The 13,648-nt window shown below is 29.7% G+C and carries 18 protein-coding genes; 8 read left to right on the top strand and 10 right to left on the bottom strand.

Annotated elements, in window-relative coordinates; all coding sequences use genetic code 11:
- Both ACTG3S_RS11570 and ACTG3S_RS11565 read right to left on the bottom strand, forming a co-directional pair.
- A partial coding sequence (locus ACTG3S_RS11570; protein WP_439129509.1) for a molybdopterin cofactor-binding domain-containing protein occupies nucleotides 1-807 on the bottom strand: 807 nt, incomplete at its 3' end.
- A gap of 15 nt (nucleotides 808-822) precedes the next feature.
- A complete protein-coding gene (locus ACTG3S_RS11565; RefSeq protein ID WP_439129508.1) occupies nucleotides 823-1,284 on the bottom strand; it encodes a (2Fe-2S)-binding protein in 462 nt (153 codons plus the stop codon).
- A gap of 137 nt (nucleotides 1,285-1,421) precedes the next feature.
- Between ACTG3S_RS11565 and ACTG3S_RS11560 the strand changes: the two genes are divergently transcribed.
- The 6 genes from ACTG3S_RS11560 to arsB all read left to right on the top strand — a co-directional run bounded on the left by ACTG3S_RS11560 (nucleotide 1,422) and on the right by arsB (nucleotide 6,698).
- Entirely contained in the window at nucleotides 1,422-2,798 is a 1,377-nt protein-coding gene (locus ACTG3S_RS11560; protein WP_439129507.1) for a DUF1800 domain-containing protein, read from the top strand.
- Nucleotides 2,799-2,835: 37 nt separating this feature from the next.
- Nucleotides 2,836-4,026: a DUF1501 domain-containing protein gene (locus ACTG3S_RS11555; protein ID WP_439129506.1), complete on the top strand. Its 1,191-nt coding sequence runs from the start codon at nucleotides 2,836-2,838 to the stop codon at nucleotides 4,024-4,026.
- A gap of 114 nt (nucleotides 4,027-4,140) precedes the next feature.
- On the top strand, nucleotides 4,141-4,473 hold the full coding sequence (locus ACTG3S_RS11550) for an ArsR/SmtB family transcription factor (RefSeq protein ID WP_439129505.1): 333 nt from the start codon (nucleotides 4,141-4,143) through the stop codon (nucleotides 4,471-4,473).
- Nucleotides 4,474-4,522: 49 nt separating this feature from the next.
- A complete protein-coding gene (locus ACTG3S_RS11545) occupies nucleotides 4,523-4,990 on the top strand; it encodes a DUF6428 family protein (RefSeq protein WP_439129504.1) in 468 nt (155 codons plus the stop codon).
- Nucleotides 4,991-5,013: 23 nt separating this feature from the next.
- Nucleotides 5,014-5,646 carry a low molecular weight phosphatase family protein gene (locus ACTG3S_RS11540; RefSeq protein WP_439129503.1) on the top strand — a complete coding sequence of 211 codons (633 nt, stop codon included), beginning with the start codon at nucleotides 5,014-5,016 and terminating at the stop codon, nucleotides 5,644-5,646.
- Nucleotides 5,647-5,648: 2 nt separating this feature from the next.
- Complete coding sequence (gene arsB, locus ACTG3S_RS11535) at nucleotides 5,649-6,698, top strand: ACR3 family arsenite efflux transporter (RefSeq protein ID WP_439129502.1); 1,050 nt, start codon at nucleotides 5,649-5,651, stop codon at nucleotides 6,696-6,698.
- Between the two features lie 126 nt (nucleotides 6,699-6,824).
- Here the strand turns inward: arsB and ACTG3S_RS11530 are convergent, their stop codons facing one another.
- From ACTG3S_RS11530 to ACTG3S_RS11505, 6 genes are all read right to left on the bottom strand, one after another.
- On the bottom strand, nucleotides 6,825-7,967 hold the full coding sequence (locus ACTG3S_RS11530; protein ID WP_439129501.1) for an ATP-binding protein: 1,143 nt from the start codon (nucleotides 7,965-7,967) through the stop codon (nucleotides 6,825-6,827).
- Nucleotide 7,968: 1 nt separating this feature from the next.
- Complete coding sequence (locus ACTG3S_RS11525) at nucleotides 7,969-8,721, bottom strand: SDR family NAD(P)-dependent oxidoreductase (protein WP_439129500.1); 753 nt, start codon at nucleotides 8,719-8,721, stop codon at nucleotides 7,969-7,971.
- 212 nt (nucleotides 8,722-8,933) lie between these two features.
- Nucleotides 8,934-9,857, bottom strand: a complete 924-nt coding sequence (locus ACTG3S_RS11520; RefSeq protein ID WP_439129499.1) for a hypothetical protein — start codon at nucleotides 9,855-9,857, stop codon at nucleotides 8,934-8,936.
- A gap of 102 nt (nucleotides 9,858-9,959) precedes the next feature.
- Complete coding sequence (locus ACTG3S_RS11515) at nucleotides 9,960-10,439, bottom strand: hypothetical protein (protein WP_439129498.1); 480 nt, start codon at nucleotides 10,437-10,439, stop codon at nucleotides 9,960-9,962.
- A gap of 65 nt (nucleotides 10,440-10,504) precedes the next feature.
- On the bottom strand, nucleotides 10,505-11,647 hold the full coding sequence (locus ACTG3S_RS11510; protein WP_439129497.1) for a glycoside hydrolase family 53 protein: 1,143 nt from the start codon (nucleotides 11,645-11,647) through the stop codon (nucleotides 10,505-10,507).
- A gap of 140 nt (nucleotides 11,648-11,787) precedes the next feature.
- Entirely contained in the window at nucleotides 11,788-12,126 is a 339-nt protein-coding gene (locus ACTG3S_RS11505) for a single-stranded DNA-binding protein (RefSeq protein WP_439129496.1), read from the bottom strand.
- Between the two features lie 163 nt (nucleotides 12,127-12,289).
- On the opposite strand from ACTG3S_RS11505, the gene ACTG3S_RS11500 reads away from it, so the two are divergent.
- Nucleotides 12,290-12,865, top strand: coding sequence for an HNH endonuclease (locus ACTG3S_RS11500; protein ID WP_439129495.1), 576 nt, complete (start codon nucleotides 12,290-12,292; stop codon nucleotides 12,863-12,865).
- 13 nt (nucleotides 12,866-12,878) lie between these two features.
- Entirely contained in the window at nucleotides 12,879-13,232 is a 354-nt protein-coding gene (locus ACTG3S_RS11495) for a hypothetical protein (RefSeq protein ID WP_439129494.1), read from the top strand.
- A 26-nt stretch (nucleotides 13,233-13,258) separates the two neighbouring features.
- Here the strand turns inward: ACTG3S_RS11495 and ACTG3S_RS11490 are convergent, their stop codons facing one another.
- Nucleotides 13,259-13,453 (bottom strand): hypothetical protein, encoded by a 195-nt coding sequence (locus ACTG3S_RS11490; protein ID WP_439129493.1) that lies wholly within the window; start codon nucleotides 13,451-13,453, stop codon nucleotides 13,259-13,261.
- Nucleotides 13,454-13,460: 7 nt separating this feature from the next.
- On the bottom strand, nucleotides 13,461-13,648 hold a 188-nt coding region (locus ACTG3S_RS11485; protein WP_439129492.1), incomplete at its 5' end, for a CBS domain-containing protein.

Below are 13,648 nucleotides of genomic sequence, written 5' to 3'. Positions count from 1 at the left end.
ATCTAAAAAATTCCTTGCTTTTTCTCCAATTGTTATTACATCCACAACTCCAGTAATATTTTTGGCTTCTGAAGCATCAAAAGATGCTAAAACTTGCCCAAAAGAAGGCGGTCTTAAAACAGAAGCATACAACATACCTTCTGTTTTATAATCTAAGCCAAATAAAGGTTTTCCTGTAATAATTTTATCAATATCTACATTAATAGCATCCTTACCAATAATGGTAAAATCTTTAATTTCTTTTAATTTTACATTTTCTGGAACTTCCAATAATGCAGCATCTTTTACAACATCACCATAGCCTAAAGTTGCTCCATCTAGATTGATAATCGTACCTTTTGATGCCTTTAAAGTAGCAACATCTACATTCCATTTATTAGCTGCTGCAGTTACCAACATTTGTTTTGCGGTAGCACCTGTTTGTCTTAAAACAGTCCAATTTTGTCTTATAGATTGGCTACCACCTGCAATTTGACGTTTATAATTTTTAGTATCTAACGCACCTTGAGCTACTGTTACATTTTTCCATTCTACATCTAACTCTTCTGCAATAATCATTGGCATAGATGTTTTTACACCTTGACCAATTTCTGGATTTGGGGAAAAAATAGTCACATAACCTTCATCAGAAATTTTAATAAATGCATTAAAATCGTTAAAATTTAGGCTCGCAATATCTACAGGCATTTTAGCTTCTGGTTTACAGGCTGTTAAAAAATTAAAGCCAATTAGCATACCACCACCTGCCAAAACAGAGGTTTTTAAAAAGTTTCTTCTGCTAAAATTATCGTTTTTGTGAAGTTTCATGTTTATTGGTTTTAATTAAGACAATTTTTCTGAAGCAACTTTAACTGCTTTTTCTATTCTGTTGTAAGAAGCACATCTACAAATATTACCATGCATGGCTTCTCTTATTTCATTTTCAGAAGGATTTTTATTTTCCTCTAAAAAGGCAGCAGCTGTCATGATTTGTCCTGCTTGACAGTACCCACATTGCGGTACATCTATTTCTTTCCAAGCCACTTGCACAGGATGTTTACCATCTTTAGATAAACCCTCTATGGTTGTAATTTTTGTATCGTCTAAAATAGCAACTTGCATTTGGCAACTTCTTGTTGCAACACCATCTATATGCACTGTACATGCACCACATTGTGCAATACCACAGCCAAATTTAGTACCTACCAAATTTAATTCGTCTCTTAAAACCCAAAGTAAAGGTGTATCTGCATCTGCGGTAACAGAAACTTGTTTTCCGTTAACATTTAAAGTATAATTTGGCATAAAAAGTTGATTTATAATTTATTGCTCTAAGTTACAAAAAATTGTAAATTATTAATTCAAACTGCTCTTTTTGTACTAAATTTAACAGAAAAGTAATTTTACATTAAACTTTTTATACTCAATAATGTCTAAGTTTTATGAAAGCAAATCACATACAACATTTATATAATAGAGTTGGTTTTGGCATTGGCCCAAATGAAATAAAGCGTTTGTCTAAAAAAAACAAACACAAAGTTGTAGAAGAAGTTTTTAAAAATTCTGCTAAAACCACCCCTTTAAAAGCCGATGTATCTTTCTTAAAAGATGTAAAACCTAACGACCTTAAGAACAAAGAAAAAAGACAAGCATTACAAAAAGTTAGCAGAAAAAAAGTACAAGGTTTTTCTGTTTCTTGGATGGAAAGAATTTTAAATCCGACAGAGGTTTTTAGAGAAAAAATGACTTTATTTTGGGCGAATCACTTTGTTAGTGAAAGCAGAAACAACATCCTTTTTACTCAAAATTATAACAATTTACTTAGAAAAAATGCTTTTGGAAATTTTAGAGATTTTACCAAAAAAGTTTCTAAAGATGCTTCTATGTTGGGTTATTTAAACAACAAACAAAATAGAAAAAAGAGTCCGAATGAGAATTTTGCAAGAGAATTAATGGAGCTTTTTACCTTAGGACAAGGAAATTATACAGAAACAGACATTAAAGAATCTGCCAGAGCTTTTACAGGATATAGCCATAATTTTAGGGGCAAATTTGTGATGAAAAAGAGACATCATGATGAAAATGAAAAGACTTTTTTTGCAAAAACGGGTAATTTTAATGGTGATGATATTATTGATATCATTTTAGAACAAGAACAATGTGCTCGTTTTATATCAGAAAAAATATACCGTTATTTTGTAAATGAAACCATCAACAAAAAACATGTAGATGCAATGACCACTGTTTTTTACAAGGATTATGATATCGAAAATTTAATGCGTTTTGTTTTATTATCAGATTGGTTTTATGAGGATGAAAATATTGGTACGAAAATAAAATCGCCTATGGAGTTTTTAGCAGGCATACACAAAGTAATTCCATATCATTTTAAAAGACCAAAACAAGCCTTGTTAGTTCAACGTTTATTAGGGCAAACTTTATTAAGACCCCCAAATGTTGCTGGTTGGAAAACTGGAAGAAATTGGATTGATAGTAACACTCTAGTGAGACGTTTGCGATTTGCATCCATCATTTTAAATAATGCCGAAATTACATACTCAGACACTGGAGATGAAGAAACAATGCTTACCAATTTTACTTCTAAAAAATTGAAAAGAAAAGCGTTTATTAAAACGAAAACCAATTGGAATCCATTTGAAAAAAATTATGAAAAAATCGACAACAAAACGTTGATTTCTTTGGTAATAGCATCTAAAATAAATGTAGGTACAGCAGAATTGCTAACAGAAAATTTAGGTATCCCAAAAAAGGATTTTTGTGTTCAATTAATGTCTATACCAGAATATCAACTTTGTTAAACTTTCAATTTTAATTGAAAATCATAAACTTAAAATTATGAAACGTAGAGATTTTTTAAAACAAACCACTTTTGCTTCGGGTATGTTTTTTGTACCCCAGTTTTTAAAGGCTTTTGAGCAAATACCTACCAAAACTTTTGGTAACAAAAAAGTGGTTATTATTCAGTTGAAAGGTGGTAATGATGGTTTAAATACTGTAGTACCTTTTAGAAACGATATTTATTACCAACAACGTGCAAATATTGCTTTGCAGCCAGCCAATTTATTAAAAATTACTGATGAAATTGGTTTGCATAAAAGTTTGGCTGATTTGCAAAAATTATATGACAAAGGTTTTGTAAGTATTATTAATAATGTGGGGTATCCAAACCCAAATTTATCGCACTTTAGAGCTACAGATATTTGGCAAACAGCAAGCAATAGCAACGAATATTTACAAAATGGTTGGGTTGGGCGTTATTTAGATTATACCAAAGCAAACCCAATAAAAGCTATTGAAGTAGATGAATCTTTATCGCTTTTATTGAAAGGAAAAACACAAAATGGATTGGCGGTAACCGATGCTAAAAGCTTGTACAACTCTTTAAGAGAACCTTTTTATAAAAATGTAATAAATGCCAATACAGATGCGCATTTAAACGAACATAATTTAGGATATTTGTACAATACCATGATTGATGCAAAATCTTCTGCAAAATATATTTTTGAAAAAACGAAGATTAAAAATGCGTCTTATAAGTATCCAAAAAACTTGTTTGGCAAACAGTTAAAAACCATCTCTCAATTTATAAATTCTGGTTTAGATACACAGGTTTATTATGCAGGTTTAACAGGTTTTGATACACATGCAAATCAGCAAAATACCCAAGCAAGATTGCTAAAAATGTACGCAGAAAGTATGGCTGTGTTTGTAGAAGATTTACAAAAAAACAACAATTTTGATGATGTGCTAATTCTTACTTTTTCTGAATTTGGAAGACGTGTAAAACAGAATCAATCTAAGGGAACAGATCATGGAACAGCAAATAATGTATTTTTGATTGGAAAAAACCTAAAGCAAAATGGTTTATACAACAACATCCCAGATTTAAGTAATCTAGACAAAAACGGAAACCTAAAACACGAAATTGATTTTAGAGAAGTTTATGCCACTATTTTAGACAAATGGTTACAAGTTGATGATACTGCTATTTTGAATAAATCGTTTTCTAAGTTAAACTTTGTGTAAGGCAATCGTTTTAACTTTTTAAAAAATTAAGCAACCTTTATTATACAAAAGATAAAAAATAATTGCATATTCAACTATTAATCGTAATATTGCAATGTATTAATTAATAGAAAAATGGGATTAGCAAAAACGGAAATGTTTACAGACCAACAAAATGAGATTTCTCTTTTTGCCAAAGTATTCGGACATCCTGCAAGGGTAGCCATTTTACAGCATTTATTTAAAATTAACGCTTGTGTTTGTGGAGACTTGGTAAACGAAATCGGACTAGCACAACCAACAATTTCGCAACATTTAAAAGAGTTAAAAAATTTAGGTTTAATTAAAGGAAATGTAGAAGGAACAAGTGTTTGCTACTGTATTCATAAAGAAAATTGGACTGCAATGAAAACTCTTATGGCTCAATTTTTAAACCAAGACTTAACAGAAAAGCAGCAATGTTGTTAAAAAAAATTTAAATCTATTAATCGTATCATCGCAATAAACAAATATTATTATGAAACTATCACAAGTAAAATTAGCACTAAAACAATTAGAAATCATAAGTTTTAAATTACCAAACGGAACTTTGGTACCCAATCATTTTCATGTTACAGAAATAGGTAAAATTACCAAACATTTTATTGATTGTGGTGGTACTGAAAGAAAAGAAGATGTTGTAAATTTTCAACTTTGGAATGCAAACGACTACGACCACAGATTGCATCCAGAAAAATTATTAAATATTATTGAACTTTCTGAAAACGTTTTAAATATATCAGATTTAGAAATTGAAGTAGAATATCAGGCAGATACAATTGGCAAATTTGGATTAGATTTTGACGGACAACACTTTTTATTAACCAGTAAACAAACAGATTGTTTAGCAAAAGACAAATGTGGTATTCCTTTAGAAAAAACAAAGGCAACAATATCAGCAATAATTGATGAACCTTGCTGCGCTCCTGGTAGTAATTGTTGTTAAACCTAATTTAAAATTTATAAAAAATGACCCTGACAAAACCAACGGTATTTTCAGAAATAGAAAGTGTAATCAAATCATTAAATACAGAAACTATTTCAAGAGAGCGCAAAACAGTTTTACAACCGCTAACTGATTATATTCAGTCCAAAGTTTCAGAAAACAAAGAAATCCGCATCAACTTTATCTGTACTCACAATTCACGTAGAAGTCATTTATCACAAGTTTGGGGGCAAACAATGGCAAATTACTTCAATATCAAAAATGTGTTTTGTTATTCGGGCGGAACTGAAAGCACCGCACTTTTTCCTGTGGTTGCCGAAACATTACAAAATTCAGGTTTTCAAATTAAAACGATATCAAAAAACGAAAACCCAATTTACAGTATCAAATATGCTGACAACGAGCATCCAATAATTGGCTTTTCAAAAAAATTAGATGACGACTTTAATCCCAAATCCGAATTTGTAGCAATTATGACTTGCTCACAAGCAGATGGTGGTTGCCCTTTTATAGCAGGTGCAGAAAAACGTATTCCTATTACTTTTGAAGATCCAAAAGTATTTGACAATACACCACAACAAGCCGCAAAATATAAGGAACGAAGTCTGCAAATTGCAACTGAATTATTCTATATTTTTTCTCAAATAAATTCTTAAAAATGGCTTTAAAAAAATTAAGTTTTTTAGATAAAAATCTAACATTGTGGATATTTATTGCAATGATTATTGGTGTTGGACTTGGGTATTTTATTCCAACATTTCCCAACATTATAAATTCATTTAGTAGCGGAACAACAAATATTCCCATTGCAATTGGTTTGATTTTAATGATGTATCCACCTTTGGCAAAGGTTAATTATTCATTATTGCCGAAAGTTTTTAGAAATACCAAAATCCTTTCCATTTCATTAATTCTCAATTGGATAATTGGTCCTGTTTTAATGTTTGTTTTGGCAATCACATTTTTACGAGATTATCCCGAATATATGGTCGGTTTAATTCTAATTGGTTTGGCTCGTTGCATTGCAATGGTTTTGGTTTGGAACGACCTCGCAGAAGGCAGTAGTGAATATGGAGCAGGTTTGGTAGCTTTAAACAGTATTTTTCAAGTTTTCGCTTACAGCTTTTATGCGTGGATTTTTATTACAGTTCTTCCGCCCTATTTTGGATTTGAAGGAGCAATTGTAGATATTTCAATCGGCACAATTGCAGAAAGCGTCGCTATTTATTTAGGTATTCCTTTCTTAATGGGAATTTTAAGTAGATTAATTTTAGTCAAATTAAAAGGCGAAGATTGGTACACCAACAAATTCATTCCAACGATTTCACCAATTACCTTAATTGCACTTTTATTTACAATTGTAGTTATGTTTTCATTAAAAGGAGAATTGATAGTAGAAATTCCAATGGACGTTTTGATTATCGCAGTTCCTTTACTTATCTACTTTACGTTAATGTTTATCATTGGTTTTTTCTTTACCAAAGCAACAGGTGCAGAATATGACAAAACGGCTTCAGTTGCATTTACAGCAGCAGGTAATAATTTTGAGCTAGCTATTGCAGTTGCTATTGCAGTTTTCGGACTAAATTCAGGGCAAGCCTTTGCAGGTGTTATTGGTCCTTTAGTAGAAGTACCTGCCTTAATTTTATTGGTTCGCGTTTCTTTTTGGTTACGTAAAAAATATTATAAGCAACCCAACAGAAAATAAAAAAAGATTAAAATCTTCTAATAAATACGGTTTAGCTGCAAATCTAAACCGTATTTTTTTAGTTTGATAAAAGTTGATACTTCAAAGTTTGTACGTTTTATTTACAAGAACTCTTAACAAATAAGTTTATGCATACTTTACTTTTCTTATAATACGTAAGGCCTCATTATATTTAATGTAGGTGTTGTTATTTGCTAAACTTTTAATGTATGTTTTTGCTTTTTTAAGGTTCTCTACAACGTCTAAAAAACCGTGTAAATAACAAATTAAATAATTAGTTGGTAATCGTAAAACATCTTCTTGCTCTGTACTAGAAAGCGGTTTTTTTTGCACTATTTTTTGAACAATTAAATTACAATTATTATAAATATGTATCATTATTTCTTCGTTAAAAACGGGTGGTTCAAACAAAAATTCTTTTACAATATTGTGTTTGCCATTGTTTTTAAAGTTGATAATGGTTTTTTCTAATGGGTAGTACTTTTCTTGTTTTTCTAAGCCTAAATAAATATACTCTTCTACTATATAGGTATTGTTGTTATAGCTTATTTGAACATCATCTAAAGCAGAAAAAAAGAGTTTTACTTGTTCGTTTATCAACTCTATATCTACTCTAGAAAAAAACTCTTGTCCGTTTATTATTTTACGTTCTCCTGCCCAACACAAAACAAATTGCTCGTTAAAAACTTTGTATTGTGGGTTGTAAATTTCTTTGTGATTATTTATAAAATTAAATACACCATCTAAAGTTAATTGGATATTATTACGTGCATTTTTTTCGATATCTGCTACAATGGCTTGATTGGTATTTCTAAGCTGAAATTGGTTTCCTAAAAAAGGCATAGAGTTACTACCTCTTCTGTAAAAAATGGTGTTTTTTTTATATTTCCAAGCATTTTTAGAGAGCGATGTAATGCTATTATTTGGATATATGCTAACTAAACCAATTACTTTATTCCGTGGTAATCTTGGAAAAAGTACATTTTCGTACGTAATTTTTGGTGGATTATTTAAGTAGGCATTTACCAGGTTTTGTATTTTGCTATCATCAAAAAAATCGATACCTACAATTTTGTTTTCTTCATCTTCTACCCCAATTACAATGTAAGAGTTGTTATTTGGGTTTGAGTTTGATAGAGCACAAACATGCTTTAAAAATTTTGCTTTACCGTCTTTAGAGCTAAATGATATTTTTTGCTTTTTATCAAAGAAACTATTCTCATCATTATGAGAGAGTAATTTTTTAATTAAAAGCCTTTTATTAATCATTTTAATCTTTATTTAAAATTGTAGGAGTTGCTTGTGCTGTTGGATATACCACCAAATCTTCTATATTTACGTGATAAGGTCTTGTAATTACAAAGTGAATGATATCTGCAATATCTGCTGCTTGTAAAGCTTTATAGCCTGAATAAACACTTTTTGCTTTCTCAACATCACCTTTAAAACGCACCTCTGAAAACTCGGTTTCTACTGCACCTGGATGAATGCCAGAAACACGTATATTATATTTGTTTAAATCTATTCTCATCGCCTTATTTAAGGCATTTACAGCATGTTTAGAAGCACAATATACATTTCCATTAGGATATACTTCCTTACCAGCAATAGAACCAATATTTACAATAAAACCGCTGTTTCTTTTAGTCATTTGTGGTATAATGGCTTTAGAAACATATAATAAACCTTTTACATTTATATCTAACATGGCATCCCAATCGTCTATGGTGCCATCTTGTATGGTAGACAAACCATGGGCATTGCCTGCATTATTTATTAAAATATCTATTTGCTGAAAATCTTCAGGTAAGGATTTTATAGCTTTTTCAACTTCGTTTCTTTTAGAGACATCAAAATTTAGTGTGGATACTGCTGTATACTTACTTAAATTTTCTTTTAATGTTTGCAAACGGTCTGCTCTTCTACCGCAAAGAATTAAACGGATGTTATTTTTTGCAAAAATAATTGCAGTGGCTTCTCCAATACCAGAGGTTGCGCCTGTAATAAAAGCTGTTTGTACCATATATTTAAAATAATAAAAATGAGAATTTTAACTAGTTTTTTAAGAACTGAATCTGTTATAAAATTAAAAAAACAATTATGGTTTAAATGATAAAAAGCTTTGTAGTTTTCATAAATTATGAACAAGAAAAAACCGTCCTCCTCAGGACGGTTTCTCTTTCAATTGGTTATTAAGCAATAACCAACCAAAAATCAACTAACCAAACTTTATTTTTAATTTCTTCTTTCTTTTATTTTTCTTACTACTTTAGTACGTTTTCTATCTGCATTCCTTACAATATCTTTTGCTTTTTTTGCTGTTTTTTCTCCTTTTAAATATTGTACAAATCCTCTACCTTCAAAACGATAAACCGTTTCAGAATTTAGGTTGTAAAGTTCTATCTCTCCATCATTAATAACGCTTAATTCAAACTCCTCAATATCTCCACCATCATAATTTAATGTTAAGATTTTTAGATCTTCATAACCTGCTACGTCATAGATTTCGTACCCACCAACGTAACTCCAATTTATATTTGCAATTTGTGTGCCAAAAGGATCTTGAGAACTATAAAATGTTGTTATATTTTCTGGTGTAAATTGTAGATAATTTTCATCATCAAAAGCATTTACTATACCACCAGTTGTGCTTGTTTTTTCCCAAGCGCCATATTCTTGTAAAAAGTATTCTATGTTTTCATAAAATAACTTATCATAATCAAAAGTATTTACTTGATAACCTACCAAAAAATATGTAACATTTTGTCGGTAATTGTACAAACTAATTTCGTTATTAGATATTACAGAAACTTCGAAATTGTTTCTTCCATCTATATCGTGTCTAGTTTCTAATAGACCTGTAAATGTATCATAAATACCAACATCTATGCCCAAACCATTGCCAGTATAACCAATATCTGCAATATTATTATTAGCATACATAACACCGTTTAAAAAAGATAATGTGAATGCTTTTGATACAAAAGGTATGTCTCTATTACCAATAGTTCTATGGTAATCTACATACCATAAATCGTAGCCAGAAACTACGTCTTCTAAAGAAATTTCGTTTCTAAAATCGTCTTGAAAAACTGATGAACAAGAGCTAAACAAAGCACCTGTTATAAGTATTGCGAAAAGTAATTTTAAAGATTTCATAAGCTGTAGTTTTAAGGTTACAGTTATAAATATTCAAATTGCGTGCCAAAAATAAAACCACTAAATATTAGTGGCTTTGTGTGTTGATAATCAATATTTTAACTACTTTTGTTTTGTTGATGGAAAAAAGGAAGGTGGTGTCTCTTTAATCTCTTCAATTTTAAAATAATGAGTTTTATTGTTCTTTTTAAAACTTAAAACTGCCTCATTATCTTTTAATTTGAAAGGGAAATTTTGTAATAGTGGTGGTGAGTTTTTTAGTTCTTTTGTTGGGTCTGCATCTAAAATTAAATCTTTATTTTTTCTTATTGATGTAGAAAAATGCCCAGTAACTTGCAACATATTATTTATTTGTCTTGTTTCTACTTTTGTCTTTTTATTTTGAAAGTATAAAGAATCGAACTCTATTTGTAAAGCATTTACAAGTTGAAGTTCTAATTTAATTCCGCTAACACCTGGTTGCCCTCCAGACCATTTATTATAGGTAGCTTTTTCTACTTTAAACGAAGGGTTTTTAACAAACTTACTACTAATACATTGAGAAAATCCAAGTAGAATTGTGAGTATAGATATAATTTTCATGATTTTCATTTTGTTTCAATTTGTATAATTCTGTTCAAATGTAGTGCCAAAAAAAGGATTTTCTACTATTCATTGTAAAAGTTCATTCCTTTTGTGGGAATATAATTTTTATCAAACAAAGTGGCATTGTCCCAATGAGATCCTTTTCCCCAACGTGTACTACAATTATTAGCAACCCAAGCAGGTTCCCAATAAACCAATCCTTTAGCACCTGAATTTTTTAACATCTTTTTTAAGTCTAATAAGTAATTTAATTGTCCTTCTTGCGTAGCTTTATAGCCATCAATTAAAGCATCAGCCCCTAAAATATTACCAGCTGCATCTGCATTTTCTAATGTAAAAGGATATGCTGTTTCTACTACCATTAATTTTTTATTGTAGGTTTTAATAAGGCTTTTTAAAACCTCTGAAGCTTCTAATAGATTATATTTAGACCATTTAGGGTAATAGGAAAGCCCTATCCAATCAAAATCTATCACATTATTTTCTTTAGCTTGCTTAAACCACCAAACTGCGTTTTCTGGTTGAGCAATATGCAACATAATTTCTATTTTTTTGTCTATGTCTTTAGAAATATCTCTTATAGCTTGTATGCCTTTGTTTAATAGAAAAGCATTTCTTTGCCAGTTCATGGTTGCTGGTTTTTCGGTTTTTTGTAAAATCATAATGTTGGTTTCATTACCAACTTGTACCATTTCTGGCAAAAGATTTTTTCGATGTAAGTTTTCTAGTGTTTTGTAGGTGTAATTGTAAATAGAATCTCCTAAAATATTAATATTGTCTGCTACTTGCAACCAAGCTTTTGGTATTATTTGCTTATTTGGGTCTGCCCAATCGTCTGAATAATGAAAATCTAACAATACTTTCATTTTAGCTTTTTTTGCTCTACCAATTGTTTTTTCTACATCTTTATAATTAGAGTAATTTGTCCAAGTAGGATTATGCCACAACCTAACTCTTACCAAATTGGCACCTTCATTGGCAAAAATTGTAAATGGATCTGTAATTTCTTTTTGATCATTTTTAAAAACAGCGTTGCAATTTTCAATTTCATTTACATAAGATAAATCAGCTCCTAAATAGAAATCAATTTCTGTTGTTTCTTCTAATTCAGACTCTATATCGATATCTTGTTCTTGTTTTTCTGAGGAGTTACAAGCAACTCCCACAAGAATAAAAAAAAGTATATACACTAAAATATTTTTCATTTTTTAATTTAAAATAATTACAAGTTTAAATTTACATAATATTTATTTAAAAGTTGGCTTTACACTATTTTAGTACTTTTTTAAAAATATAAAATCCACTTAAAAAAGTGGATTTTATTCTTTTTCATAAGAAATTTTCCCTATTGTTTTCCTCCCAACATTAATAGTTCGTTTACTAAGATTTCTGTAACATAACGTTTTTCTCCTGTTTCTGTATTATAGGTTCTGTTTGTTAATTTGCCTTCTACAGCAATTTCTTGCCCTTTATTTACATAATTTTCTACCACATTTACCAAACCACCCTTTATAATGATGTTGTGCCAATAAGCACGCTCAACTTTGTTACCAGCTTTGTCTTTGTAACTATCATCTGTAGCCATAGAAAATTTTGCCATTTTGTTGCCATCTTTAAAGGTTACTATTTCTGGCTCTTGACCTAATCTACCAATTAATTGTACTTTGTTTCTTAACGTATTCATAAGATAAGTTTTTGTGCACTTGTTTTTAGTGCAGGTTTATAATTTGTTTTTGTCAATTCGTTTGACACTGCAAAGATGAAACACCATGCAACTTTTATTCGGTTACAAAACAATTACTTTCGGTTGTAATTATTTGTAGTCGTTTGTAAACGGATATTTTTGTATGTTTGTAGAAGAAAATCTTATAGAAATGAAATCGTACAGAAATGAACAATGGAAGCTATTTGAAAAAGAAGATTATAATACCGATAAAGAAAAAATTTATGTTTCTAATTATGGAAGGGTAAAAAAAGAAATTGAAGAAGATGTTTATAAGCCTTTAACAATTGGTAAAATAAACAATTTTGAAACCTTTACCTATCCTAAGAAAAACAGTAAAAGAAGAGGTAATGCTTATGTGCATAAAGTGGTAGGTTTACTGTTTTTAGAAAAGAGAGAAAATCAAAATTTTGTGATTCATAAAAATCATGATTTAAAAGATAATTATTACAAAAACTTGCAATGGGTAAATAGAAAAGAGCTTTCGAAACATCAAATAACAAACCCAAAAAGAATAGCAAAATTTGGTATTAAACCTGGTGCAAAATTAACAGAAGGAAAAGTTAGAATTATAAAAAAGAAATTGTTAGACCCAAATAGAAGAACAAGATTAAGAATTATTGCTAGCCAATTTGGTATTACCACCACACAGTTAGATAGAATAAAATCTGGAGAAAATTGGAGAGAAATTAAAATTTAAAAAAATCAACGCTATGGAAAAGAGAAACTGCTTAGAATGTAATGAGCCTGTTAAAGGTAGAATAGACAAAAAATTCTGCTCAGATTATTGCAGAAACGCTTACAACAATCGTGTAAACAAAGACAGTAAAAACCTTATTAGAAACATAAACAATAGGCTTAGAAAAAATTATAAAATTTTAACCGAACTAAATGTTTCTGGTAAAACGAAGGTTTCTAGAACTAGATTGTATGACAAAGGTTTCGATTTTCAGTTTTTTACCTCTATCTATAAAACCAAAACAGGCAACACCTATTTTTATGTTTATGACCAAGGATATTTGGCTCTAGAAAGTGAAACTTTTTTATTAATTAGAAAAGAGGGTTAAAGTTATAAGTTTGCTTAACTCAAAGACTAAAGATTATTTTTATTTTTCTGTTTTTTTAAAATGCTTAAGTACCCAAAAACCATATATAACATCACTAAAAACCAAAACACAATTTTTAAAATAAGGTAAATAGTTATATTCTTTTTGTCTAAATCTACTAAATCTCCAACAAAGAAACTTAATGAAACAATAAACATAGAAATTGCGTATGTTTTATTCATAATTGTTTTATTTCCAAGTATTTCCTTTCACTTTTATGGCCGCTTTTAAAACATCTTTCTGACTTAATTGTCCAATTAATTTGCCATTATCTATTACAGGAAAACGTCTTCTGTGCGAAGAAATAAATTTAAAGGCAGCATCAAAAACATTCATATTTTTATCAATTGTATCTACATCTGTAACCATGTATTTAC

It is taken from the genome of Polaribacter sp. (genome assembly GCF_965656025.1).
GTDB lineage: Bacteria > Bacteroidota > Bacteroidia > Flavobacteriales > Flavobacteriaceae > Polaribacter.
The sequence above is the reverse complement of the archived record's forward strand: the minus strand, read 5'-3'. Positions and strand labels throughout refer to the sequence as shown.